Below are 26569 nucleotides of genomic sequence, written 5' to 3' on the forward strand. Positions count from 1 at the left end.
CATTTAAATATGTAGAGTCTGTTTAGACATCATGTTAAAGGGAATAACAGCCAAATTATAGCGATAGTAAAGGCACCAACAAAGATATTCATCGGGATACCAACACGTAAAAAGTCGCTGAACTTGTAGCCACCAGGACCGTAAACCATCAAGTTTGTTTGATAGCCAAGCGGCGTTGCGAAACTAGCGGATGCCGCCATCATAATGGCTAGCACAAAGGGTTCATGAGCCAGTCCAACTTTATCCGACATTTCTAAGGTGATCGGCAACATAAGTACTGCCGCAGCATTGTTAGTAATGATTTCTGTCAGGATCGATACCGTCACATAAGTCAAAATTAGCATTAGCCAAGGTTTGTAGTCACTTAGCAGTGCGATATTTTCCGCAAGCATCGCGGCTACACCGGTTTTCTGCAGTGCCGCGCCAAGTGCAAATGATGCTGCTATGGTAATGAGGACCGTTAGATCTAGGCTGCGCTCCGCTTGATTCGTGTTTAAGCAGCCAGTAACGATCATTAATCCAGCGCCAATGAGTGAGGCATCAAGCATATTAATAATGCCTAGGCCGGCGGCACCGACGACACCAATTAAAATAGCCCAAGCCAAATAGGCACGGTCATGTTGAGGGGTTTCTTTGCCTAAATCACTGATCAATAAAAAGTCACGATTAAAGCGTTGGCGACTAACAAATGCGGGGCGCGCTTCAAGTAGTAAAGTGTCGCCAGCCTGCAATTTGATTGTGCCTAGACTGCCCTGAATGCGCTCACCATTTCGAGCAACAGCAAGTACTACCGCACCATAGCGATCGCGGAAACGAGCATCGCGAATTGCTTGGCCGATTGCAGCGCAATGCGGAGATACGACGGCCTCTACCAAGCAGCGCTCTGGACGAGATTTACTAAGAGCGGTGTCTTCTTGAGTGCATGATGGCACGATACCGTTAATACGCAGCAGCTGAGAGATAGCTTGTGTTTCACCCGCGAAGACTAGGCGGTCGCCCCCTTGTAACGTTACCTGTGAAGACACCGCTGTAAGGACAGTATCGCCGCGCTCAATCTCAACCAAATATACTCGGCGTAAGTTACGCAGGCCGGCTTCTTGTACGGTTTTACCAACGAGAGGGCCATCAGTCGCAACCGAGACTTCTAAGGTGAACTCACGTAAATCGGTAAAGGCTTCTTTTTGTTGATTGGCCTTAGGTAGTAAATACGGGAAAAACAGCAACATGAAGGCACCACCGGCGATGGCCACCGGTATACCGACTAGGGTAATGAAAAATAATGAAAAACCCTCGCTGCCAGTAAGCGTTTGATATTGGCCGTTCACAATTAAGTTTGTGCTCGTGCCTATCATGGTCAGTGTTCCACCCAAAATAGCGCTGTAGCTGAGCGGGATCATTAAGCGTGAAGGGCTAATTCCGATTTTCTGACACCAAGCATGAATCGCAGGGATCATAGTGGCGACTACGGGGGTGTTGTTTAGGAAGCCACTGAGCAACACCACGGGAGCAAAAATGCGTAGCATGGCTGAGCGTAAAGTTGTCGGTGTTCCCAAAACACGATTTACGAGAATGTCGACGCCACCAGAGGAGTGAATACCTGCGGCGACCATAAACATAGCAGCGACGGTGATTAAGCCACTATTGCTAAAGCCGGATAAGGCCTCGCTCGGGGTTAAAATACCGGTGGCACTAAAAATAGTGAGTGCGGCCATCATAACGATATGAGGGCGGACGTTAGTAAAAATCAGGGTGCCTAGCACCGCAATGGTTACAAGAATAGAAAGCGAGGCCTGCCAGTCCACTCTAATACACTCCAATACAAAGATGACGCACATCATAACTCACGCGGAATATTTCACATTAGAATAAAATCCCCTTAATTAATACGATTCAGTTGTAAGTCGTTGAGCAATATTGACCATGTTCAACATAGGGTCATAGAGCGATCAATAATTTGTGGTAAAACTATCTTATGTATAGTCAGCCGTGTAACAAGGAAGATCCATGAAGACCATTGTTCAAACCATGCGAGTGCCGTTTCTGATTTTGCCACCTACGTGTGTCGTCGTCGGTGTAGCATGTGCTTATCGGTTGGGGGTCAGTATCTCAGCCGTTGATGTTGTGTTGATTTTGCTCGGTGCTTTATTAGCCCACATTAGTGTGAATATGTTGAACGAGTATCAGGACTATCGCAGTGGCTTAGATAGCTGCACTATTCGCACTCCTTTTAGTGGTGGCAGCGGCGCATTGCCATCGCAACCCGAAGCTGCCAATGCGGTCTTGCTCGGAGCACTAGCGACGTTAGTTGGGGTTGCCGCTATTGGCTTTTGGTTCGCGCTACGAGTGCCGGCAATATTGCCATTAGGTGCTTTGGGTGGGGTTATTATTCTCACGTACACGCGTCAGATTAATCGTTCGCCCTGGATGTGCTTAATTGCACCGGGTTTGAGCTTCGGTTTACTGATGGTGTTAGGAACAACCTTAGTGTTGGCTGAGCGCATCGATACGGCAACGATACTCGCAGCGCTGGTGCCTTTCTTTTTGGTTAATAATTTACTGTTACTGAACCAATTTCCAGACTTAGAAGCGGACGCAGCGCATGGTCGCAAGCATTTTCCGATTCAGTACGGTATTGCTGCCAGTGTACGTATGTATCGAGTGCTGAGTTTCGCCACTGCTGGGGTGATTGTTTTAGCGGTGGGACGTGGCGATTGGCCACTGTGGAGTTTGCTCGCCTTGCTTCCTTGGACTTTAACCTTAGTAAGTGCCAAAGGGGCCAGTGAATACGGTAAAACAATCGGCCAACAGCCACAGTTTATGGCGATGAACGTTGTGGCGACGGTGGTGACTCCGCTAGTACTGGGAGTGACACTCTTCCTAGGTTAAATGGATGAGTGAGTAGCGATTAAGCGCTTTCTTCTGTTTCCTGCTCGTCGCTAGGCTTTTTGATTAAACGCGATGCCAGCACGCCTGTTTCAAACAGTAGCCACATAGGTACTGCCAAAATGGTTTGAGATATGACATCGGGAGGAGTCACCAACATACCAACAACGAAACAACCTAAGAAGATATAAGGGCGCTTTTCGCTAAGGGCTGCAACCGTGGTAATGCCACTGAGTACCATTAAAAATGTCGCAATTGGAATTTCAAAGGCGATACCAAAAGCAAAAAATATTTTTAAGATGAAATCTAAAATATTAGTGATATCCGGCATGATGGAAATACCAGCTGGCCCTACCCCAGTGAAAAATCCGAATGCCAGAGGTAGAACCACAAAATAAGCGAATGCGATGCCGCTATAAAATAAAACAATGCTAGAAAGTAGCAGCGGAATGCCAAACTTTTTTTCGTGCTGATATAAGCCTGGTGAAATAAAAGCCCAGACTTGATGCAATAAATACGGTACAGATAAAAACACCGCCAGCACTAAGGTGAGTTTAAATGGCACTAAAAATGGCGATGCAATTCCTGTCGCTATCATCTGGCCACCTTCTGGCATTAACGACGATAGCGGTTTTACTAAGATCAAATACAGATCATTAGCGAAGTAAAACAGACTTAAGAAAATAACGAGAATAAGTAGTACTGAACGCAGTAAACGATTGCGTAATTCAACGAGATGGCTAACCAGCGGTTGTTCTTGATCGTTCATGAGGGGGTATCGGTCGATTTAGGATTATCTTGCGGCTTATCAAGTTGGCTGACTTCAGTGTTTTCGGCGATGTTGTTTTCCACTGGAGTAACATCTTTACGCAACCGCCCCGGGTTAGTAACGTCTTCGTCGAGGAAGGTCGCCATTGGGTCGCGTAATTTTTGCTTAAGCTCTTCTGTTCGAACTTGGCGTTCGAGATCTTCTTGGAAATTATTCACAGTGCGGCGTACGCGACCAACCAGTAAGCCAATCGTGCGAGCAGCTTTGGGTAGACGTTCAGGACCCAAAACCAATAGTCCTAAAACCCCGACGACCACCAGTTCCAGAAAACCGATATCAAACATCAGGCTTTGTCCTGATCCTTGGTTTTGCTGAATTCAGCATCTTTTTTCAGGCTTTCGTCTTTCTCTGCATCGTTGTGAGAGATCGTTTTTGTATCTTTTTCTTCCGGTTCTTCGTTCATGGCCTTTTTGAAGCCTTTTATTGCGCCGCCAAGGTCACCACCAATGTTTTTTAATTTTTTGGTGCCGAAAATCATAATGATAATGGCCAAAACAATAAGCAGTTGCCAAATACTAATACCACCTAACATGGAGTTACCTCACCTTAAAATTGGTTAAAAGCCCGGTAATTTTGCACCGGCCAAAATATGAAAATGCATATGGAAGACTTCTTGTCCGCCGCCTTCACCAGTATTGGTGATGGTGCGATAGCCGTCCAGTTGCTGCTGCTGCGCAATTTTGGGGATAGAAAACAGCAAGTGCTGCATCAAATTTCCGTGTTCTGCGCGTAAGTCGTCTAAATTCACGACATGTTCTTTGGGTATGACCAACAAGTGCGTATCGGCTTTGGGCGCGATATCATGAAATGCAATCACTAAGTCATCTTCATAAACGACTTTAGCTGGGATTGAGCCTGCTACGATCTTGCAAAAAATGCAGTCAGTCATAATGGCTTACTTCTCAGTGCGTGAGGCTTTTTCTTCTAAGCCCGACATATTAAAACGACGTGCTAGTTCATTTATTACGGCTTCGGGGCGTTCGCCCAGTTGAGCGAGTGCCACTAAGGTATGGAACCAAAGGTCAGCGGTTTCGTAAATAACATCACTGTTCTCGCCGCTGCGCTCAGCATCTTTGGCTGCCAAAATTGTTTCTGTCGCTTCTTCGCCGACTTTTTCTAAAATTTTATTTAGACCTTTGTGGTACAAGCTTGCCACATAAGAGGAGTCGGCGGATGCGCCTTTACGTTCTTCTAGGATATCGCCCAAGGCTTTTAGTACATCGCTCATAGCAGTCTCCTAGTAGATGTCTTTTGGGTCTTTTAAAACGGGATCAACCGTAACCCAGTCGTTGTTTTCAAATACGCGATAGAAACAGCTCTCGCGTCCAGTATGACAAGCTATGCCTCCCAATTGCTCAACCATCATTACGATTACGTCGGCGTCACAATCAAGACGCAATTCATGCAGCTTTTGAACATGGCCGGATTCCTCACCTTTACGCCAAAGTTTTTGCCGCGAGCGCGAGAAGTAAATAGCGCGTTGTTCTTTTGCGGTCAGCTCTAAGGCTTCGCGATTCATCCAAGCCATCATCAAGATACGCCCGGTTTTATAATCTTGGGCAATCGCCGGAATTAAACCATCGGCGTCCCATTTTACGGCATCAAGCCATGTCATAGTGCTAAACCTTCTATCCAACCCAATGTTGCTGATGGCAACTGAACAGGTTTCTTTGGGGCTGGCAGGATACCGCAAAGCTAGGCGCTCTGGCTAGCTCCCAGCTGTCGCTTTAGGCTTTCAATAGTAACCACAGTATGCCAACACCTACGAGGCCTAAGCCCGCTAGTTCTGGAATGGCTAAGGCATAGGCTTGCCACCAAGCGAATAAGCCACTCGCTAATGTGAGTGTCCCTAATGTTTGGTGCCGTTTTTGTTGTCGCTGTTGTTCTAGTGCAATGCTGAGTTCGCGCATCTGTTGCTGCATTGTAAGCTGGTTTTCATCCATATGATTCAGGCGCGATAGGGCACCATGAATCAGGCCAGGAATTTGCGGTGCTTTTTCCACCCAGCTAGGTAACTGACGCTTAAACTCTTTCCATGCGGCTTTAGGGCCAAAGCGCTCACGCATCCAACGTTCAAGGTATGGCTTAGCCGTACTCCATAGGTCTAGCTCGGGATATAGCTGACGACCCAATCCTTCGATATTAAGCAGCGTTTTCTGCAATAGCACTAATTGCGGCTGCACTTCCATATTGAAGCGCCGTGCGGTGCTAAACAGCTGGATTAGCACTTGGCCAAAGGATATTTCTGATAGCGGCTTCTCAAATATCGGCTCACACACACTGCGTATCGCAGCGGCAAACTCATGTACTTTGGTCGATGGAGGAACCCAGCCAGAGTCTACGTGAAGCTGCGCTACTTGGTGATAGTCTTGATTGAAAAACGCTAACAGGTTCATGGCTAGATAATGCAAATCTTCTTCAGTAAGGCTGCCAACAATACCGCAGTCGATGGCGATATATTGTGGGCTTTCTGGATGCTCACGCGAGACAAAGATATTGCCCGGATGCATATCAGCATGAAAGAAACTGTCGCGGAATACTTGGGTGAAAAAGATCTCAACACCGCGTTCGGCCAATACTTTCATATTGGTATTTTGTGCGTACAGCTGATCAACATCAGCGACGGGAATGCCGTAAATACGCTCGCTTACCATCACCTTATTTCGGGTATATTCCCAATATACCTCGGGAAAGTACAACAACTCTGAGCCCGCAAAGTTGCGGCGTAACTGCGTTGCGTTAGAGGCTTCGATCTGTAAATTCAGTTCGCCATAGATAGTATGACGGTAGTCTTCAACCACTTCTTGCGGCTTGAGGCGGCGTCCCTCAGCGGAATAGCGCACGACTAAAGCCGCCATAAATTCTAGTAATTGCAGGTCGCGTTCAATGGTTTTCTCAATACCTGGGCGAACAACCTTTACAACAACTTCTTTCCCAGCTTCCGATCCTTCGCCAAAAAGGCGTGCTACGTGTACTTGGGCAATGGAGGCAGAGGCCAATGGCTCTGGCGAGAATTCGGCGAATAGAGCACTGATTTTCTGCCCTAGCTGATCTTCAATCAGCGCCATTGCGACCTTTGAGGAAAACGGTGGAACGTCGTCTTGCAAGCGCTTCAGCTCTTTAACGATGTCTTCTGGAATCAGATCAGGACGCGTCGATAAAATTTGACCAAACTTAATAAAAATTGGACCAAGGGCTTCAAGCGCTAGGCGTAATCGAGCGCCGCGATTAAGTTTTCTTGGCACTGGATAAAAACGCCAAGGTGCAATCCACAAGAGTATGCGCAAGCTTAGCGGAAGCTGATCCATAGGTACTAAGCTATCAAGGCGATAGCGCGTAAATACAAACAGGATTTTCCAAAGGCGCCAGAAGTTTGCCACGTTTATTCCTTGTTGGTCGCTTGCTGTTGCAGCTGAGCGATACGAGCGCTAAGTCGGTCGGTGGCTAAGCGCAATTCATCAACGTCGTTGGAAAACTGGCGTGCTAGCGGTTCCGGTGTAATTAAACGAGCTTCATCTTCGAGGTAATCTTTACCCGCTTGGCGGTAGGTGGCACTGGTCGTGCGCCCCCAGCCAAACATACTGCGCAGTCCTTTACCCAGTTGATGCGCAATAACGCCACCAGTTACTGGGCTGATCACAGCTTCCCAATCAATATCGAGCTTTTGCACGATACGAGTTACGGCTAACGCCAGTTCGGTATCGCCATCCATATCAATATTGCTATTGATCAGCTCGCTCGCTTTGTCTTCTGCGCGAGCAAGGCCGATAAAGTCTTTCATGCTGCCACTGAGTGTGACTTCGGTATCCACATGGTCGCTACTCATGCCCAGTTGAATACCGTTATCGAGCAGGCGCACTGTGACGTTGGCAACACCAACAATCGTGATACCCAATAAACGACCCTGATGACGCCCAAGCGCCGCGATAGTCGCGGCGTCATGCTTCAGAATATTATTGATGGCTAACTCTGCAGGAATACAGAGCGCTTGGCCCAATACCGCGTTAACCATTAAGGCTTGATACCTCGATGCAGAGCAACTACGCCACTGGTCATGTTGTGGTAGTTACAGCGCACCAAACCAGCATTCTCCATCATGCCCTTCAAGGTTTCTTGATCTGGGTGCATACGAATAGATTCGGCTAAGTATTTGTAGCTTTCAGCATCGTTGGTGACCAGCTTGCCCATAAAAGGAAGCGCTGAGAACGAATAGATATCGTAGGCCTTGCTCATAAGCGGGTTAGTCGGTTTGGAAAATTCCAGTACCAATAAACGACCACCGGGTTTTAACACTCGTGTCATTGAACGTAAGGCGGCGTCTTTATCGGTGACGTTACGCAATCCAAAGGCGATGGTAATAACGTCAAATTTATTATCTTCGAATGGAAGGCATTCAGCGTTGGCCTGAACGTACTCGATATTACCAACGTAACCTTGGTCTGTAAGGCGATCACGGCCCACGTTCAGCATTGAAGAGTTGATATCCGCGAGAACGACTTTGCCTTGTGGACCCACTATTTTAGAAAACTTTTTAGTTAAATCACCGGTGCCGCCAGCTAAATCTAAGACGGTATCACCTGGGCGAACGCCACTCATATCAATGGTGATTCGTTTCCACAGACGGTGAACACCAAACGACATAAGATCGTTCATTACATCGTATTTAGCCGCTACAGAATGAAAAACGTCAGCAACCTTGGCTTGTTTCTCGTTCACGGCAACGGTTTCATAACCGAAGTGCGTAGTTTTATTGTCTGACATGTGAACCTCCCATGGTGGATCGACATTCTAACGGTCAGAGCTAGGAATGTCTTGTTCCTACATGATCGGAATGCTAGGGGGATGGCATCTTTGCACCTATTAAATAGGATGCCTGTGGGGCAAGCTGTGGCGCTATCAATAAAAATTGAGGAAGATTTACATGTTTACCATAATGAATAAAGCAGCAACCTTGGTGTTTTGGGCGCTAGTACTGACTGCTACTGTTCAAGGATGGACTGGGGTTGCTGGTTGGTTACCAACCATTGGCCTAGTGGTTGCAGGCATACACGTTTTAGAGGTTCTGTTCTTTTTAGCCGCGTTCCGTTCTAAAAGCACCAACCTGCGTTTAGATGCTATTCAAGTATTTGTCTTTGGTATGTTTCATTTGCAACGTTTTATGCCAAAGAGATAATCGCTCTCTACCAGCGAATAGATTGAGCCAGCTGATTGATGGCTACTTGCGCACGCAGTAGCTGTGACGTTATTGGCTCTATCTTGAAGCTATCTAACGATAGGTATGGGTGTTGAGGTGATGAAATACTGCCTTGAGTTTCTATGCCACTTACCGCAGTAACGGCCAATCCTACGGAAGCGACCGTCGGCCATTCATCGCCTTGATATTGCGTATCTTGATACGCCTTCATTGTCGCTGCTAATACATCGGGCAAATGCCATTTTTTTGCCAGTAAGTTAGCCGCATCATTTGCTGCAATGCCGAGTGTTTCGCGTAGCAATTCATCTAATACTAAGTCGCCATTGGCCTGCTTACGCAAAAAAGCTTGATTCGTTTCTTGGTGAAAATGATGCACCAAAAATAACAGACCCAGATTGTGAAATAAGGCTGCCGTGCGCGCTGTGCCTATGTCGACGGCTGGTGGCGGTGTAATGCAAGGTATAAGTAGGGTGGTTGCTTCGGCAATTAAGAGGGTACGCGCCCAAAATTGTCCTGCATGAAAGTTCGGGCAGCGCGACGTGTTAAATGGAGAAGACACGGCAAGTGCTACGCCGACACTTCGAACTACATTTAATCCCAAACGCGCGCAAGCAGAATCGAGCCGAGTAATCGGGCTAGTGGGGGCCGACCAAGCTGAATTCGCTAGAGCTAAAAGTTTAGCGGCTATGGTTGGACTTCGTTCGAGTATGGTCGGTAGTTGATCTAATTCGAGATCTGGCCGAGCGAACGCTTGCAACAAATGAGAAGTACCAATCGACATAATTGGCACATCTGATTGTGGGAATATTTGTTCAAACTCTAATGCGGAATTGAATCGTTTCGTCATTAGCAACACCTTCTCACGGTTACGACCATGAGCGCCGTTGGGCTAGAACAACAATCTGGCTCGCTTCTACTGGGCGGCTAAAATAGAAGCCTTGGCAAATATCACAACCGATGCCTCTAAGAGCAATCACTTGGTCACTTTCTTCGACACCCTCGGCGACCACGCTGTAGCCTAAAGCATGTGCCATACCGACGATACTGCCGAGCAATACAGACGATTCAGTATCGTTGAGCATATCGACAACAAATAAGCGGTCGATTTTTAGAGTATCAATCGGCAATTGCTTTAACGATCCGAGTGAAGAATAACCCGTGCCGAAATCATCTATCGCAATCTGAACACCAAGACTACGTAGCGTATTGAAAATATCTAACGTGTTCCCTTTTGTTTGAATAACGCTTTCAGTAACTTCTAATTCGAGTTTTTCTGGTGGTAAGCCAGTATCGGCTAGTACGCTTTTTACGCTATTAATCAGTCTGAGATCATCAAAATGCAATGGCGATATATTGACCGACATTTGCATCTCTGTAAGACCTAATTTATGCCACTCTAAAAGCTGATTGCAGGCCGTCTTTAGAACCCATTCGCCGAGTGCTCGGGACAAGCCTATACGTTCAATAATGGGAATAAAATCATTAGGTGGAATCATTCCCTTTGCTGGGTGAAGCCAGCGAGCTAATGCTTCTACGCCTATAAGTTGTTGTGATTCTAGATCGATTTTGGGCTGGTAATATAAAATAAATTCTTCGCGCTCAAATGCTAAGCGTAAATCTTGCTCCATTTGTAAGCGACTTTCTGCCTGCAAGGTGAACTCGGGACGATAAAAGGCGTAGCGATGCTTACCATTAGCCTTAGCGGCATACATGGCGCTATCGGCTGCTTTTAGTAAGGCTTGAATGTCTTGCCCATCAGATGGGTAGTGTGCGATACCGATACTGCCACGCGGGCGTATTTCTTGTTGACCTAACGTTAATGGCTGATTAATAACGTCGAGGCACTTTTTAGCCGTTTCAGCCGCATCCAATTGATCGACGATGTTTTCAACAATAATACAAAATTCATCACCGCTAAGACGCGCTACAAAGTCGGTCTCTTTTACCGCGCTCTGCAGTCGCTTAGCAATGGCACTTAATAAATTATCACCACAGTCATGACCAAGGCTGTCGTTAACGTCTTTAAATCCATCAAGATCTAAATACAAAATCGAAAACATTTCTTCGCGACGATTGGCTGATTTAATCACCTCGTCTAGGTGTTTATAAAAATAAGCGCGACTCGCTAGGCCCGTTAAAATGTCGGTGTAAGCAAGTTGTCGGATGCGTTGATCGGCTTCCTTTTGTCTTGTGATATCTTGAACTGTACCGAGTACGACATGTAGATTTTCCGGCAGTACGCCAATATCTTGATGAATAATGGTAATTCGATCTTGGTTGCTTACTAAGCGATAATCTGAGGGATGAACTAACTCCCCTCTTAGTGCTGATTTAATACTTTCATGCACATATTGGCGGTCTTCCGCATGCACGAACTTTAAGTAGTCTGCCAAGCTGTTGATTTCTATTGCTTGTTCGTTGTCTAGCATCTGACAAAGTTGATCAGACGCTAAAAATCTATCTTCATCTGCATGCCAACGCCAGTAACCGAGACCGGCAATCCGCTGCACGCTGAGTAAGCGCTCGCGGCTTTCGGCAAGTTCTCGTTGATTTTTAGCTGAACGAATTTGAAAACGGATTTGATGAAAAAGTGAACCGAAATTAATTGGCTTGCTGACGAAGTTGGAAGCGCCGACATCAAATGCACGATCAACAGAATCAATATCATTTAAGCCCGTCACCATAATAACGGGAATGTCAGACATCAACGTTGACTCCTGCAGCGATTTACACACATCGAAACCACTGAGACCAGGCATCAAGGCATCGAGTAATATAAGTTCAGGGCGCTCGTTGCTTAAATAATTGAGTGCTTGTTGTCCTGAACTCGCTTCGTGAATAACAAAGCCAGCACCCTTAAGGGCTTCGCGTGCGAGCAAACGAAATTCATCATCATCGTCAACTAATAGTATTGAGAATTTTTCGTCATCAGTGTGGTGATTTTCCAACGAAGCAGGAACGATAGCTTTCTGCTCGGTAGCGCTGATGACTTCACTTAAAGCAGAGATGACGTCAGGCAATTGCTGCGTTAATAATTCGACATTTAAACTAATAATATCGTTATCTTCACGTAATGCAGCATCTTCAATCTTTTGACAACAGTTGGAGAATTGCAAAGCGCCTAAATTTGCACTTGCCGATTTCAAACTATGAGCGGTCAGGCGTATGTTTTCATACTCTTTATTTTTTTCACTTGATACTAAGAATCGCACTTTTTCTGGTGATTGGTCGATGAAGAAGCCAATCGATTTTCCGATAATATCTCGACCTGTAGATAGAGAGAGCGACTTTAATTGCTCGATAGAGTTCGTGTCTAAAATTTCGCTAAAATTACTAATTTCAGTATTATTACTATTCGTCGCTTGAACCACTGATATGGCTTGTGGCTCGTCATTTTTCACGTCTTCTTTTACTTTCAACCAATTAATAAGGACTCCGCTGAGGCGCTCTTGATTAAAGGGTTTGCTAAGATAATCATCCATACCCGCTTCAAGGCAACGATTAATGATGCCTTTTTGTACATCTGCGGTTAAAGCTATGATCGGTGTTCTTGAGGCATTTCGCTCGGTTTCCAAATCTCGTATACCGGATGCCGCCATAAAACCATCCAGTTCAGGCATATGGCAATCCATTAGAATAAGATCGTATTGATTATCAGTTGCCATATTAATGGCTTCTATACCATTATTGGCGACATCAATATGACAACCAATCATCAGTAGCAGACCAATAGCAACTTCTTGGTTGACTGGATTGTCTTCAGCTAACAATATTTTTGCGTTGAATTGAATTCGCTTCTGGTGATTGGTGGTGGTTGGCTCAGATGTAGATTCACTGATGGCGTCGCATAGGCTTTCAAATAGCTGTTGCTGCCTTACAGGCTTGGCTAAAAGACGCATGAACTGGCTATTAGCGCGTAACTCATCGCCACAATCTTCTGTTGATGAGCTTAACATGATGATTTTAGTTGGCAGGATAGCCGAGTCGTCAGTGATTAATTGTGCGAGTTCTGGCCCGTCCATTTTAGGCATATGCCAGTCGAGGATGACGACTGCAAATGGATCGTTAAGATCACTTGCTTCACGCAGTTTCATTAACGCGCTTTTGCCGCTATAGGCTTCGCTATAGCGCATCCCCCATGATGATAGCTGGCTATGCAGAATGTCACGGTTAACGTTGTGATCGTCAACTACTAATATTTTTATACCGGTTAAAACATCACTATCATAGTTTATGTTGTCATGATCTTCGGCAATATCGAGTTTTACCGTGAAGAAAAAACGAGACCCTTGGCCAAATTCACTTTCAAGTTCGATGTTGCTGTCCATCAGGCTAATGAGATGCTGTGATATCGACAGGCCTAATCCTGTGCCGCCGTATTGGCGAGTAGTCGATCCATCCGCTTGATTAAAAGCACTAAAAATATGCGACTGCTTTTCGGCTTTAATACCGAGTCCTGTATCAGAAACTTCAAAAAATAAAGTTGCCTGTTGGTCATCACTAAATAAAACCCGAGCGCTGAGTTTTACCTCGCCACTATCGGTAAACTTAACGGCATTACCAAGTAGGTTTACCAGTACTTGCCGCAATCTGACTGAATCTCCCTTTACTTTCATTGGTAAGGTTGGCGATATATTGGCAACTAAATTTAATTTTTTTCGATGAGCTTGATGGCTGACCAATTCGAGCGCATCATCGAGTAATAGGCGCAGGTCGAACGTTTCGATGGATAGTTGCAACTGACCCGCTTCAATTTTTGAGAAATCTAAAATGTCGTTAATAATCGATAATAAAGATTCTGCTGAGCGGTAGGCTGTGGCGGCAAGGCGTTGGGCTCTAACGTCTAAGCCGATATCGAGTAGTAATTCAGTCATGCCGAGCACACCGTTCATAGGAGTACGAATCTCATGACTCATTGCCGCTAAGAACTCACTTTTTGCTAAGCTCGCTGCTTCAGCCAATTCTTTTGCTTCCTGCAAGCTTGCTGTGCGTTCAATTACCTTTTTTTCTAAATCTTCACGATATTTACTTAGTTTGTTATCGCGCGCCTGTATCTGCCCTAACATTTCATTAAAGCGCTGAATGAGAACCCCAATTTCGTCATTGCGACGTTGAGGCACTTGGAAGTTGTAATCTTGATTGTCGGCGACTTGTTGCATGCCTGCCACTAATTCTCGAATCGGTGCCGAGAACATGCGCTGTAGTCGATTCGATAAAAAATATACTAAGACTAGAATAACTAAAATAAGCAATAGTGCGATGAGTATGTAATTTATGATGTTGACATATAGGTTGGTCAAGCCAGCTTCGATGTATAAGTAACCCAGAATGTCATCATCAATTGAAATAGCTTTGAATGAGATAAGCTTGTCTAAGGTGAAGATCTCTAAACTACTTCGATTCGATTCAAGGTTGCGAATGAAATATATTATGTCTACGTCAGTCGTATTGATGGTGTTGTTAAGTGCCGAATTCGACTCAATTAGGTTTATGTTGTTTTTGTTATATAGCGTGAAGAGACTTGCGTCACGGCGGATGAGAATTGCTTTTTCAATAGACTTTTCGGCGCTAAGAGAATTAAGAAGTTGCTTGGCCGTGACTTCATCATCAAAGCTGAGTGCAGCGGTAGAGTTGGTTGCAATGAACTCAGATAATACTTGAATACGCTGATTTAGCGCTTCTTTATATGAAAAATATTCTAAAGTAATAAATCCAGTTGAGGCAATAATAAGCGCTAATGCACTGATCTTTACCATTGCTCTGCGGAGCTTCTGCGCAATACTACTATGTTTGGCGCGGGTCATTTTAACGACTTCCTATCATCGGCACCGACAATTTCGGCAAGTTCTAATAATGGTGCGGCGATAGATAGGCCAGCCTGTTTTGCTTTGGCCGAGTTAATTTTAAAACCTATGTTACGTTCACCCTGAACAAATTCAATCATACCACCACTGGCGGCAAACTCGCTGCTGTCACTAAGTGTAAGGGTCGCTTCATTATTTAGTCGTTGGATGATTTGTCGAATAAATGCCTTTTTGGAATCACTAATAAAGATCAGCTGACAGGACTGGTTGATGTCTTCTGATTGGGAGAAATAAAATATTTCAATAGGATGATTCTTAACCTCACGTTTGCGTAAAGGCTCAAGTGCGTCGGCGAAAACGTTTTCACCAAGAACGCAGATTGCGAAATTACTTGTTTTTACTTCTTGCTCTGGCCAAGTTACGAATCGCGTTAATTTGTATAAAAGTGCCGCTTTTAATTTGTATTCAGCCGTAGCTTCTTCGTCAGCTTGTGCAATCGGGACAAAGAAACAAAAAGTTAGGCATAGTGATACGATTGATCGCAAAAATATCAAAATACTATCGCTTTTGACGAGGGCCGAAAAGTAAATAGCCAAGTCTCCTGTGACGGCTTAACTGTGTGAATTAAATGATTATTAAAATTCTACTTTTACTTGAGCATATAGAGACCGTTCTACTTCGCTACGCAGAATATAATATTCGCCAACAAATTCCGAATGGCGGTTGTCGAATAAGTTCCTTCCCACCAATGAAAGCTCGATATTTTTCTTCGGCAACCAAGCAAAGCGGGCATTAACACTGCTGTATTCGCCGATGCTATCGTCACGAGTTGCCGACAGTGTGGTTGAATCGAGTGAGCTGACATATTGCATCCATAAATCGAACGTCATTGACTCTTTGATATCATGAATTGAACGCAAAGTCGCCTGATGCTCTGGGCTACCACCTTCAAGCGGTACTCGACTAAAAACGTCGGTACTATCGGCATCTCTCTGGGTATCTACCGTTAAGTAGCTATAAGTCGATTGTAATCTCCATCCAGATACGACGCGCCAATCAGCAACCAGCTCCACCCCTTTACTGGCCACATCCATTTTGTTGTCGAACACAGTCTGACTAGGAATAACTAATGGGTCCGCCGCAGGGTCATAAGGGTTTGGCACAATTTGGTAAGTATTGTATTCATAGCTGGCGGCGTTGCCGTAGTCGTTATAAAAGGCTGAGATATCTAAAGACGTTGTTTCTGTAGGTTGTATCCGAAAGCCTAATTCATACGCGGTTAGGTATTCAGATTCGAAATTTCCATCGGCGTCATTTGAAAAACTGATAGGGTCGACGCCGGGTAATAGAAGTAAACCTGTAGAGATAGAGCCGCGTTGCTCCATTGCTGAAGGAGTGCGTGCCGCACGGGATACTGAGCCCCATAAGGTAGTACCGGGTGCTGGAATCCATAGCAGTTTTACGCTGGGTTGAATTTCTACACCGGTAAAGTCTGTGCGTTCGAATTTACTGCCAATTGTGAGGCGTAAATTTTCTTCACTCAGTGCAATTTCGTCCTGAATAAAGGCGCTTATTAGTGAACTGGTTTTTTCTGTTGAGTCATTGAATGTAACGATGTCGGAATTTATATAGTGATCGTCAATACGGCGATAACCTAAGCCCCAAACGATATCATGACGATTAAAGCCGCTATAGCGATGTTGGAAATCGAAGTCGAATGTGTCTTTTTCTTGTTCTAATATGTATTCGCTACGTTTGGTATGGTCGAAGTAGACCTGTAGGCTAGCGTGCGAATTGCTATTAATTTGGTGATTTACACGACCCAATACATTATGACCACTGGCATTGATTGCGTCTTTGGTATTAAAAAGGCGATACGGCGTTACTGGATCAGGAGGATTGTTGGCCGGATTGCTTGGATCTAAATAGATGTTATCCAAAGTTTGGCTGAGTAAATTAGAGTAAGCGTCACCTTGGACTGTCCATGTGTCATTTTTAATTCCGCCATCAACACGGAAGCCTGCCCGGCGCGCTTGCCAATCATCATTTGCACTGGCATCAATATCTGGAGCATAGCTTGAATCTCGGTCGGCATACTTCAGATAAGTGCGAGCCGTTATATCATCATTAATACGGATACCATGGCGTAGTTGAGCGATTACTCGTTCTTCATTGCCGCCGCTGACTTGGACCAGAGAGCCTTGGGTCTCACTTGCCGCTTTAGTAATAATGTTGATGACACCATTGACCGCGTTGGCCCCCCACAAGGTAGCACCTGGGCCGCGAATCACTTCAATGCGGTCCACGTCTTCTAAAAGTGTGTCCTGATCTTCCCAATAAACCCCCGAATATGACTGCGTGTAGACGCTACGTCCATCGATAAGTACCAGTAGCTTATTCACAAACTGTGTATTGAAACCACGACTCGAAATTGCCCATTTGGCGTTATCAATTTTAGCGACTTGAATGCCTGGAGCTAAACGTAAAGCTTCAGGAATACTGGTGACACCTGAGCGACGGATGTCGTCATGTGTAATTACAAAGATGGCTGCTGCGGATTCGCTTAGGCGTTGTTTCTTTTTTGAAACAGAAGTGACCTCCATCGACAGCAGTTCTTCGATATTCATATCGAGGTATGAATCTAAACTTGCGGTATCGTTTTCAGTCGCCTCGGCCATAACGGATATCAGTATCAACAGTGGGGCGAAAACCATCAATGTTTTCTGCGAAATCATAGTCTTCTCTACAGGTAAATTGCCGCTGACTATTGAGTATAGTGGGAAATATCAATTTAGGGGGCGATAGCATCATTGCTATTTGGATCTACTTCTCAATATAAGAATAAAGTCGTATTTAGTGGCTTTAGTTGGCGTATTTGGATGATTTAAATAGGTTTGTATAGGCCAGTGTTTTGGTCGTGTTAATCAAAACGATACTGAGATTATTGTTCTGGTCGTGTTAATCAAAACGATACTGAGATTATTGTTCTGGCTTCTTGGCGGGTTAAAAACTTTACTGTGCTGCTTAAATCAAGCAAAAAAAGAGGCCAAGTTTGGCCTCTTTTTTTCAAACGTTATTACTTAACGATTACAAATTCAACGCGGCGATTTTCTGCACGACCTTCTGCTGTGTCGTTACTGGCGATAGGACTTGCTTCGCCATAACCTTTCGCCGTGAGTTTGTCGGCAGCAATCCCTTTACCTAAAAGGTAAGAGCGAACAGATTCAGCTCGTTTCTGGCTTAGGTTCTGATTTAAAGCATCGCTACCACGGTCATCTGTATATGCGCCAATTTCGATGCTCAAATCTGGGTAGCGGCTAAGCTCTGTCGCTGCAGCATCCAAAATCGTTTGGCTTGCAGGGGTCAAACGCGCAGAACCTGATTCGAATTTCACGCCTTTAAGACCGCCAGAGAAAGCAGGGCAACCCGATTCATCAACGCTAACACCGCTCGGGGTCGCAGGGCATTTATCAGCGGTGTTGTTGATACCGTCCTTATCGTCGTCTTTTACGATAGTGACTGGTGCAACAACCACTGGAGCGACTGCGGCAGGTATTGGTTTAGTTGCTGGTGTTGTGGCTGGTGCGACTGGAGCTGCCTTGCTGTAGCCATAGCCTGTATCACCTGCACCTCCAAAGCGGTAACCCACTTCGAGTAAATAGGTCATTTGTTCGAGATCTTCGTTTACCAGATCGTCTAGGCGGGCTTCAGCACGAGCGAAACAACGTTTGGAAAAATCATATTGCAGACCGAGGCCAGCAGACAAAATAGTGCCATCAAGGTCATCCGCACCGTCTGCACTGTTATTTTCATAACCTGCTGCGCCGGTTAAATATGGCTTTAGCGCGTCATCGCCGAAGAAGTACAAACCGCTTAAGCGGAACTGAGTAACATCGGTACGATCTTCTTGAATGAAAGAAGGCACAACTAGGTTCGCTTCAAGCGCGAAGTCCTTAGAAATCATGTAGCCCAGTGATGCTTCCAGGGTGTAGCTGTGGCGAGCGTAATCGCCATCATAAAAATAGTCGCCACTGATCTCATGATCGGTATGACCAGCACCATAAGTTACGTAGTAATCGTATTCTGCAGCTGCTTGCTGTGCGCTTGTTAAACTTGAAATGGCAATGGCTGATAAGAGTAGTGATTTTTTCATAGTGTCGTCCTCCTGACGCGAGGTGAAGATTGGTGCCGCGGATTGTAACTTAACCGGCATCATAAATATGGATTGATGACAATTCAGTGTTTGGCATGAGATGAACATTGTACATGAAATAATCCTTGTATAGTATTTGTATAAATAAATCCGTACTAACAAGGAGGAAGTCAAAATGAAAAAAACGATTCTTACACTCTTAACGTCGGTCTGTGTGTTGTTTCTATCGGGCTGTCAGTGGGTAACAACTGTGCCTTATGTCGAGATTCCACGCTATATGGGACTCTGGTATCAGATCTCTGCTAATGAAGTATTTTTTAATGAAGGCTTGGTCGGTGTGACCGCAGAGTACACCTTGTTAGAAGATGGCAGTGTACAAGTTTTCAATAAAGGTTTTGTCGAGACCCTCGATGGTGAGCCAAGCGAGATAATCGGTAATGCGACAATATGGGATGAAGAAACTAACTCAAAGCTGAAAGTCGTTTTCCCTGACGCGCCGAACCTACCCTACCCGAATTACCTCATTGTGGTGTTGGATAATATCGATTATCAGTATGCCGTGGTGACAGATCCATTGGAGTATACCCTATTCGTGTTGAGCCGAACGCCAACGATGGATGACAACACTTACGCCATGATATTGGGTGAGCTCGAAGCATTAGATGTTGATACGTCCAAGTTAATCCGGACACCACAACCCAGTAATTGATGATCAATCGGGTTAGTTGGAGCGGCTTGTTAGCCAATCTTCGATAGGTTTCGCTAACAAGTCGGCTAGCAATGGCTGGGCGGCGGCAGACGGATGAATGCCGTCATCTTGCATCATGCCTGGTGCGGTAGAGATTTTCGCTAACAGTTCAAAAGGTAATAACATCGTTTTGTATTGCTCTGCTAACGTCGGATAGAGCTGGCCCAATGCTTCCGCATAACGCGGGCCATAGTTGGGTGGAATTTGCATGCCGACAAGCAGCACATCGGCACCACTCCCTTGTGCTGCTTCGATCATACTAATGAGATTACGCTGAATTAATTTTACCGGAGTACCGCGCAATCCGTCGTTGCCGCCCAGTTCAATAACGACCAATTCTGGTGAATAGGTTTCGATTAGATCAGGCAGGCGGTTGGCTCCGCCACTAGTGGTATCACCGGATACTCCGGCATTGACTACTTTAAGTTCTGGAACCTGCTGTTGCAGCCGTTGTTCTAATAAATGCAGCCATCCTTGTTGCAGTGGCACACCAAATCCGGCACTAATGCTATCACCCACAACAACGATGGTTGGCTCAGCTCGGCTGGATGATGCAAAAACAGCAAGATTGAGCAATAAGCCAATAAGGAATCCTAGTTTTATGAGCGGCGTTGATCGTAACAATGTAGCAACCTCTTTATCTGTTAGTGCTCTTACCAAAACGGTAGAAACAGGTGGGCAAGCACTGACTATCCTGAAGGGCGTTAACTTAGAGATCAAGGCTGGCGATGCAATTGCCATTGTTGGTGCTTCCGGTAGTGGTAAATCAACCTTACTTGGACTGATGGCCGGCCTTGATTTACCAACTTCAGGCGATGTGAGCCTGTTGGGCGAATCGCTAGTAAATCTTAATGAAGACCAGCGCGCCGCAGTGCGTGCGCGTGGCGTTAGCTTTGTCTTCCAGAATTTTCACCTCTTGCCAGGACTAACGGCGTTAGAGAATGTGATGTTGCCACTGGAGATTCGTTCCGTAAAAGCGGCGCGCCAAGAGGCAAAGAAATTATTGGCAGAAGTGGGTTTAGCGCAACGCGAGCATCACTATCCAAGTCAGTTATCGGGTGGTGAACAACAAAGGGTTGCGATTGCTCGTGCATTCGCCGGAGCGCCTGAGATTTTATTCGCTGATGAACCGACGGGGAATCTGGACCGGAAAACAGGGCAACAAATTGAGGATTTACTGTTCACTTTGAATCGTGATTCAGGCACCACACTAGTGTTGGTAACGCACGATCCTAAATTAGCAGCGCGCTGTCATCGCCAAGTGTATATGAACGATGGCGAGTTATTCGAGATGACGCAGGAGGAGAAAATCCTGTGACTCTATATCGTCAAACATTATTGGCGTTGCGGTTATTGTGGCGTGAAGCCCGCAGCGGCGAGCTCACACTTATATTGTTAGCATTGATATTGGCTGTAACGGCAACAACGGCAATCGCTTTATTTAGTGCGCGATTAAACTTGGCGATGGAGGCTAACGCCAATGACTTATTGGGTGCAGATCGCCGTATTTCGTCGACGACGCAATTACCGGATGAATGGCAGACTAAGGCGCAAAATCTAGATTTAAAAACCGCGCGAACGATGGAGTTTCCTAGTGTGGTATTGCATGGGGATGAGATGGCATTAGCCGCAATTAAGGCGGTTGATGACGGTTACCCATTGCGTGGCCGATTAGCCATCAGTCCAGAAATGTATGGAGCCGGTGATCCTCAGTTACACGGGCCGCAGCCCGGCGAAGCATGGGCGGAGGCGCGTCTTTTAGCGCTATTAAATGTAGAAGTCGGAGATAGCGTCGAGCTGGGTGTAAGCCAATTGCGCATTAGTGGTGTTATTACCGAAGAGTCTGATCGTGGCGGTAATTTTTATACGCTGTCGCCGCGCTTAATGGTGAATTGGCGCGATGTAGAAAACAGCAGTTTATTAGGCCCTGGTAGTCGTATTAATTATCGGCTTTTGCTAGCGGGTAGTGATGATGCGCTAAATTCTTTAGAGCAAGAATTGGTGCTGGAGCCGAATCAAAAATTTGAATCTCTAGATGATGGCAATCAAGCGATGGCGGGTTCGTTAAGTCGGGCCAAGCAATACCTTGGTTTATCCGCCTTGCTTGCTGTTGTACTGGCGAGTGTGGCAGTTGCTATTTGTGCTCAGCGTTATGCCCAGCGACATTTTGATATTAGTGCTTTAATGCGTACATTCGGTTTGTCGCAAGGCCAAGTGCTATATATTTATACCAGTCAATTGTTTTGGATAGGTACTATAGCCACTCTAGTGGGTGCCGGCTTGTCATTACTATTACAGGCGGGACTAATAGAAGTATTAGGAGATTTATTACCGGATAATTTACCGGCGGCTCCATGGAGTGCTTGGCTGTTGGGGTTAAGTAGCGGCCTGATTAGTTTATTGGGTTTTGCTCTACCCCATCTCATGCCGTTATCGAGAGTATCGCCTCTGCGTGTGTTGCGCAGAGACTTAGTGCCAGTACCTTTGCAGGGTTGGTTTTTAGCCGCTTTAGCACTTATAGCTCTGACCTTTTTACTTTGGTTGTTTACTGCGGATGTAGTACTTAGTCTCGGCATGATGGGAGGGGGAACACTGGTCGTTTTATTGTTATTGGCCTTACTGCATCTGGGGATTCGCTTATTACGCCGGCGCTTACAAAATATTGATTTGCCCTTGGCTTTGCGTTTCGCATGGCAGCATTTAAGCCGTAATAGTCGTCAAACCGCAGGTCAGATAATTGCTTTCGCATTAACCTTGATCGTGATGATTGTTATTGGCGTAGTGCGTAATGATTTACTCGCCGATTGGCAACGAAGTTTGCCAGATGATGCACCGAATGTATTTGCAATGAATATCCAAGATTATGAGCGCGAGGAGTTCAGTTTTGCGCTCGATAGTGCTGGGTTACGGGCCGAGCCTCTTTATCCTATGGTGCCCATGCGTTTGGTTAGTATCAATGATGTATCTGTAGCTGAACTCGCTATCGCCGACGACCGCGCTATTGATCGTGATTTAATTTCTACCACATTTAATCGCCTGCCCGATAATAATGAAATAGAAGAGGGTGATTGGTCATTGATGACGAGCCAAACTCAGCAGTTGTCGGTAGAGGCCAAGCTGGCCAAGCGCTTGGGAATTAAATTGAATGATGTGATTGAATTTCGCGCTTCAGGGATCAATTTCAAGGCGACTGTTAGTAGTTTGCGTACTGTCGATTGGGGCAGTATGACGCCCAATTTTTACATGGTATTTTCTGCCGACGTCTTAGTGGCGTTGCCCACAAGCTATCTCACAAGCTTTTATATTCCAGTAGAAAAACAAACAGCACTAACCCAGCTTATTCGTGAGTTTCCGGGTGTTACCTTGCTGGATACACGTTATTTGCTCGGGCAAATACAAATGCTGTTGCAGCGTTTAACTTTGGCAATTGAATTAATTCTGGCGTTTGTTTTAGTGGCTGCTGGATTGGTGACCATAGCGATTTTGATTAGTAGCACTCAAGAGCGGCTACGCGAAGGCGCAGTATTACGTACTTTAGGTGCTAGTTCAGGTCGTATCCGTCAGGCGCAGATGGTTGAATTTTCGTTGCTAGGTGGGGTTGCCGGATTGCTGGCGTTACTGGGAAGCGAGGCGATTTGTTATGGCTTATACACAGCCTTGTTAGATATTCCCTACGGTGGTCTGGGTTGGCTCTGGCTATGGTTGCTACCGGCTACAATGCTAGTGCTGGTTGCACTTGGCACATTGCTTATGCGACGTGCCGTAACCGTTGCTCCATTGCGGGTTTTACGAGAGCTAGATTAATATTCCTGGTTATTCGATAAGCTCTTTCGGAATTGGCGATTCTAAAATAGTGGCTATCGTTTTAACCATGTCGCGTTCATCTTCAGTAATGTGGCGATCACTTGTAATGGTTGCCATTAATGCCTTAATAATCCGCCCTTTTATATGAGGATAGGCTTGGGTTAATTTTGCCAGAGCGCGGTTTAATGGATTGAGTGAGCCCGAGGTGGTATGCGCTATATCTCGCTTCACCGCAGAGAAGCCACCGGCTGCAATTCCCGCGGCATATGCTTTATCAATATCTTCAGGATGTTCTTGGCCTGCACAGGCAACATAAGAGATAACCGTGGCGATCTCGCTAGCTACTGCATCTGCTTGGCTATATCGCGGCTTTGCTGGATGAACAGTATTAAAATGTGCACCTAAATATTGCAATATTAAACGGTATAAACACCATTCAAATAAATCAATTTCACCGTCGGCTTTCGCGAGCTTGACCAGCGTCGTATGAAAATTTTCGTATTGCTGCGGCGACATTTCTCTTAATGCCGTCAGCGATTTTTCGACCAGCGGTAGGCGTTGGCCAGGCAAGAGTGTTTGTGCGGCAGGGTAAAACTGTAGCAAGGTTGTAAATGATTGTTGGCCGTGTTGCTTACGCACTAAATCTTGCTGTTCTCTTGCGATTAATTTATTCGGCGACGCAATTAATAACGAAAATATCAATATACGTGCGCTGTCTGGCTCAATCGCCGCCGCCTGTAAATTTAACAGTGCCCGTTGGCGTTCAGATAAAACGGCGGTGGTGTTATTTTCGGGCTCTATCCTTTGGTTTTTAGTATCAGCGTGACCACCACTGGTAGCACCCGCTAAGCCGCTAATAATCGCAGAAGTTGCGCTGTCGAGTGTGCTCTTACGAGAGGGGATTTCCCGAGGAGCTGACGTTACTCTCGGCTTAAGATATTGGCCGTTCCACGAAGGATCTAAACGATTAATACGCTCATTGAGCGGAGGATGTGTCGCAAAGATATTTAAGCGCGAAGTAAATGCCTGACCGAAAAATAGATGTCCCATTTCCTCACTGGCCGGATTGTGTACATCACTACCAGCGCCATAGCCAATGACCTTTAATGCACCGCTTATACCATCGGGATTACGGGTGAACTGTACCGCGGATGCATCGGCTAAAAACTCGCGCTGGCGCGACACCGCAGCACGAATAATACTGCCAAAAAATACACCACTATAGCCAATAACCATCAAACCTAAACCTATCATAGGCCCCGCATTATTTTTAGAATTGCGGCTACGAGAGGATGAATGCATGAGTAATCGGCCGACCAAGCCGATGAATAAAATACCGAAGAGTAACGCCATCAGTTGCATATTCAGGCGCATATCGCCGTTTAATATATGGCTGAATTCGTGGGCAATGACACCTTGTAGTTGCTCTCTGGATAGTTTCTCCATACAGCCGCGAGTTACCCCAATGATGGCATCCGAAGGCTGATGGCCTGCAGCAAAGGCGTTAATGCTGTCGTCATCGAGAACATAGACATCCGGTATTGGCATTGACGAGGCGATGGCCATTTCTGCGACAACATTGAGTAACTGTTGCTCGTCACTATCTTGTGTATTGGATTGAATTTTCCGGCCACCGAGCATATCGGCGACTTGTCGCCCGCCTTTGCGTAATTCCAGCCATTTATAGCCGCTACCTGCGAAAATAACGAGCAACGCGCCCGCGGTCCCAAGCAGCCATATTTCTGGCTGAGCTTGTACTAATTCAAGGGTAATGGGTTTATGGCTTGACCACGCTAAAGCAACAATAAATACGATATTGAGCAAAACGACGATGATCGCGACCGCGAGGAAAAAGAGTAAGCTTAGCAGGCCGGTTCGACGGCGTGCTTGGTCTTGATGCTCAAAAAAATTCATACGTCACAATGCTATTGGCAGCGCTCAAGCAAACTTGAGCGCTAAGTTAAAAATTGAAAGTAAATTAAAAGCTTACTTTCGGCGCAGCCTGTATAGCAGCCTTATCTTCAAACTCTAATAGGCTAGCATCGCTGCCATGGCCAAACATTGATGCAAAGAAAACCGGCGGAAATGTTTGGCGGAAGGTGTTGTAGCTCATGACTGCATCGTTAAAGGCTTGGCGTGAAAATGCGACTTTATTCTCTGTGCTGCTTAGCTCTTCAGATACCTGCATCATATTTTGGTTGGCTTTTAAATCAGGGTAAGCTTCCATGACGACATTTAAGCGGCCCATTGCACTAGCTAAAACACCTTCGGCACCTGATAGTTGCTTCATCGCGCCGGCATTTCCCGGCTGCTGAGCAGCTGCTTTTAAGCCAGCAGCTGCGTCATTTCGAGCAGCAATAACGGCTTCAAGCGTATTACGTTCGTGCCCTAAATAGGCTTTAGCGGTTTCAACTAAGTTGGGAATGAGATCATAACGACGCTTTAATTGCACATCAATCTGCGCAAAAGCATTTTCATAGCGATTTTTTAGAGTTACTAGGCGGTTATATATGCTGATGATATAAAGCAATACCAAGGCAATAACCACTAATGTAATTATGGTTGTCATAATATTAACGTTCCCAGCCGCCAGTGCTATTAAGGTAGTAAAAGCCGTCTTCTGATGCTTTTTCTACTAATTTCTCGCCTGCAATTTTTTCGATGTTAGCGAGCTGAGTATTCTGCTTGTTTGCAATTTCTTGATACTTCACTTTACGTTGACGATTAATGTCAACAACCAGCGCTGCTGCTTCCATATTGTCGGCTTTTACTAAACCGAGATAGCCATTAACTTGCTCGCCGACAAGTCCTTTGGCTTTGGCATCATCGAGCTCAAGAGCCCAGCTGGTCATGCTAAATAACATTGCCGCTAGCATTAAGGGTAAGGTCTTAAATAGTGTCACTTTCATCACATTCTCCAAACTCAGAATAAACCGTCTTCCGACTCAAACAAATTTTCGAGGTCTTTTTCCACTTTGATGCGGACCTCGTGTTCGATTTTGACATTTAGGTTAATGGTGATGGGTTTCTCTGGGGCGGCCACCTTAAGAGTACAGGCGCTGAGTACCACCGCTAGAGGAGCCACCAATAGCACTGCACTTGGCTGGAATTTCATAGGTTGAGTCCTTGTTAACATTCCCCTTACTCTAACCGC

General features: G+C 45.6%; 25 protein-coding genes. 5 read left to right on the forward strand and 20 right to left on the reverse strand.

The genetic code is table 11. The annotated features are described in order from the left end of the window. Window positions 1-29: 29 nt before the first annotated feature. On the reverse strand, window positions 30-1802 hold the full coding sequence (locus TOL_RS01110; RefSeq protein ID WP_015485418.1) for an SLC13 family permease: 1773 nt from the start codon (window positions 1800-1802) through the stop codon (window positions 30-32). A 202-nt stretch (window positions 1803-2004) separates the two neighbouring features. On the opposite strand from TOL_RS01110, the gene TOL_RS01115 reads away from it, so the two are divergent. After that, complete coding sequence (locus tag TOL_RS01115; RefSeq protein ID WP_015485419.1) at window positions 2005-2886, forward strand: prenyltransferase; 882 nt, start codon at window positions 2005-2007, stop codon at window positions 2884-2886. Between the two features lie 19 nt (window positions 2887-2905). Here the strand turns inward: TOL_RS01115 and tatC are convergent, their stop codons facing one another. The 9 genes from tatC to ubiE all read right to left on the reverse strand — a co-directional run bounded on the left by tatC (window position 2906) and on the right by ubiE (window position 8473). Further along, window positions 2906-3652 (reverse strand): twin-arginine translocase subunit TatC, encoded by a 747-nt coding sequence (gene tatC, locus TOL_RS01120; RefSeq protein WP_015485420.1) that lies wholly within the window; start codon window positions 3650-3652, stop codon window positions 2906-2908. Then, window positions 3649-3996 (reverse strand): Sec-independent protein translocase protein TatB, encoded by a 348-nt coding sequence (gene tatB / locus TOL_RS01125; protein WP_015485421.1) that lies wholly within the window; start codon window positions 3994-3996, stop codon window positions 3649-3651. Before tatB ends, tatC begins: the two co-directional genes overlap by 4 nt. Further along, window positions 3996-4244 (reverse strand): Sec-independent protein translocase subunit TatA, encoded by a 249-nt coding sequence (tatA, locus tag TOL_RS01130; protein WP_015485422.1) that lies wholly within the window; start codon window positions 4242-4244, stop codon window positions 3996-3998. Before tatA ends, tatB begins: the two co-directional genes overlap by 1 nt. Window positions 4245-4268: 24 nt before the next feature. Then, window positions 4269-4601, reverse strand: coding sequence for a histidine triad nucleotide-binding protein (locus tag TOL_RS01135; RefSeq protein WP_015485423.1), 333 nt, complete (start codon window positions 4599-4601; stop codon window positions 4269-4271). 6 nt (window positions 4602-4607) lie between these two features. Further along, window positions 4608-4940 (reverse strand): phosphoribosyl-ATP diphosphatase, encoded by a 333-nt coding sequence (locus TOL_RS01140; protein ID WP_015485424.1) that lies wholly within the window; start codon window positions 4938-4940, stop codon window positions 4608-4610. A gap of 9 nt (window positions 4941-4949) precedes the next feature. Further along, window positions 4950-5327 carry a phosphoribosyl-AMP cyclohydrolase gene (hisI, locus tag TOL_RS01145; RefSeq protein WP_015485425.1) on the reverse strand — a complete coding sequence of 126 codons (378 nt, stop codon included), beginning with the start codon at window positions 5325-5327 and terminating at the stop codon, window positions 4950-4952. 112 nt (window positions 5328-5439) lie between these two features. Then, window positions 5440-7092, reverse strand: coding sequence for a ubiquinone biosynthesis regulatory protein kinase UbiB (gene ubiB / locus TOL_RS01150; protein WP_015485426.1), 1653 nt, complete (start codon window positions 7090-7092; stop codon window positions 5440-5442). 2 nt (window positions 7093-7094) lie between these two features. Continuing rightward, window positions 7095-7724, reverse strand: coding sequence for a ubiquinone biosynthesis accessory factor UbiJ (locus TOL_RS01155; protein WP_015485427.1), 630 nt, complete (start codon window positions 7722-7724; stop codon window positions 7095-7097). Next, window positions 7724-8473, reverse strand: coding sequence for a bifunctional demethylmenaquinone methyltransferase/2-methoxy-6-polyprenyl-1,4-benzoquinol methylase UbiE (ubiE, locus tag TOL_RS01160; protein ID WP_015485428.1), 750 nt, complete (start codon window positions 8471-8473; stop codon window positions 7724-7726). The genes TOL_RS01155 and ubiE overlap by 1 nt, the downstream gene beginning before the upstream one ends. Before the next feature lie 160 nt (window positions 8474-8633). Between ubiE and TOL_RS01165 the strand changes: the two genes are divergently transcribed. After that, window positions 8634-8885, forward strand: coding sequence for a DUF1145 domain-containing protein (locus tag TOL_RS01165; protein WP_015485429.1), 252 nt, complete (start codon window positions 8634-8636; stop codon window positions 8883-8885). A gap of 7 nt (window positions 8886-8892) precedes the next feature. On the opposite strand, the gene TOL_RS01170 is transcribed toward TOL_RS01165, so the two are convergent. The 5 genes from TOL_RS01170 to TOL_RS01190 all read right to left on the reverse strand — a co-directional run bounded on the left by TOL_RS01170 (window position 8893) and on the right by TOL_RS01190 (window position 18863). Further along, window positions 8893-9753, reverse strand: a complete 861-nt coding sequence (locus TOL_RS01170) for an HDOD domain-containing protein (RefSeq protein ID WP_015485430.1) — start codon at window positions 9751-9753, stop codon at window positions 8893-8895. Between the two features lie 19 nt (window positions 9754-9772). Continuing rightward, window positions 9773-14710 (reverse strand): EAL domain-containing protein, encoded by a 4938-nt coding sequence (locus tag TOL_RS01175; protein WP_015485431.1) that lies wholly within the window; start codon window positions 14708-14710, stop codon window positions 9773-9775. Further along, window positions 14707-15264: a YfiR family protein gene (locus tag TOL_RS01180; RefSeq protein ID WP_231847999.1), complete on the reverse strand. Its 558-nt coding sequence runs from the start codon at window positions 15262-15264 to the stop codon at window positions 14707-14709. The genes TOL_RS01175 and TOL_RS01180 overlap by 4 nt, the downstream gene beginning before the upstream one ends. A gap of 81 nt (window positions 15265-15345) precedes the next feature. Then, window positions 15346-17445, reverse strand: coding sequence for a TonB-dependent receptor plug domain-containing protein (locus TOL_RS01185; protein ID WP_015485433.1), 2100 nt, complete (start codon window positions 17443-17445; stop codon window positions 15346-15348). Window positions 17446-17786: 341 nt separating this feature from the next. Then, window positions 17787-18863, reverse strand: coding sequence for an OmpA family protein (locus TOL_RS01190; protein ID WP_015485435.1), 1077 nt, complete (start codon window positions 18861-18863; stop codon window positions 17787-17789). A 175-nt stretch (window positions 18864-19038) separates the two neighbouring features. On the opposite strand from TOL_RS01190, the gene TOL_RS01195 reads away from it, so the two are divergent. Then, the gene (locus TOL_RS01195; RefSeq protein WP_015485436.1) at window positions 19039-19572 is read left to right on the forward strand and encodes a lipocalin family protein; all 534 of its coding nucleotides are present in this window, start codon (window positions 19039-19041) and stop codon (window positions 19570-19572) included. 12 nt (window positions 19573-19584) lie between these two features. On the opposite strand, the gene TOL_RS01200 is transcribed toward TOL_RS01195, so the two are convergent. Then, a complete protein-coding gene (locus TOL_RS01200) occupies window positions 19585-20235 on the reverse strand; it encodes an arylesterase (protein WP_231848000.1) in 651 nt (216 codons plus the stop codon). Between TOL_RS01200 and TOL_RS01205 the strand changes: the two genes are divergently transcribed. Continuing rightward, on the forward strand, window positions 20213-20929 hold the full coding sequence (locus tag TOL_RS01205) for an ABC transporter ATP-binding protein (protein WP_015485438.1): 717 nt from the start codon (window positions 20213-20215) through the stop codon (window positions 20927-20929). The two genes, TOL_RS01200 and TOL_RS01205, sit on opposite strands and share 23 nt — an antisense overlap. Further along, window positions 20926-23415, forward strand: coding sequence for an ABC transporter permease (locus tag TOL_RS01210; protein ID WP_015485439.1), 2490 nt, complete (start codon window positions 20926-20928; stop codon window positions 23413-23415). Before TOL_RS01205 ends, TOL_RS01210 begins: the two co-directional genes overlap by 4 nt. Window positions 23416-23424: 9 nt before the next feature. Here TOL_RS01210 and TOL_RS01215 read toward each other — a convergent pair whose 3' ends face one another. The 4 genes from TOL_RS01215 to TOL_RS01230 form a co-directional block, all read right to left on the reverse strand. Further along, window positions 23425-25329 (reverse strand): M48 family metallopeptidase, encoded by a 1905-nt coding sequence (locus TOL_RS01215; RefSeq protein ID WP_015485440.1) that lies wholly within the window; start codon window positions 25327-25329, stop codon window positions 23425-23427. Between the two features lie 64 nt (window positions 25330-25393). Beyond that, complete coding sequence (locus TOL_RS01220; protein ID WP_015485441.1) at window positions 25394-25984, reverse strand: LemA family protein; 591 nt, start codon at window positions 25982-25984, stop codon at window positions 25394-25396. A 4-nt stretch (window positions 25985-25988) separates the two neighbouring features. Continuing rightward, on the reverse strand, window positions 25989-26324 hold the full coding sequence (locus TOL_RS01225) for a YdbL family probable chaperone protein (RefSeq protein WP_015485442.1): 336 nt from the start codon (window positions 26322-26324) through the stop codon (window positions 25989-25991). 14 nt (window positions 26325-26338) lie between these two features. Beyond that, window positions 26339-26530 carry a YnbE family lipoprotein gene (locus TOL_RS01230; RefSeq protein ID WP_015485443.1) on the reverse strand — a complete coding sequence of 64 codons (192 nt, stop codon included), beginning with the start codon at window positions 26528-26530 and terminating at the stop codon, window positions 26339-26341. Between the last annotated feature and the right edge of the window lie 39 nt (window positions 26531-26569).

The organism is Thalassolituus oleivorans MIL-1 (genome assembly GCF_000355675.1).
Lineage (GTDB): Bacteria > Pseudomonadota > Gammaproteobacteria > Pseudomonadales > Oceanobacteraceae > Thalassolituus > Thalassolituus oleivorans.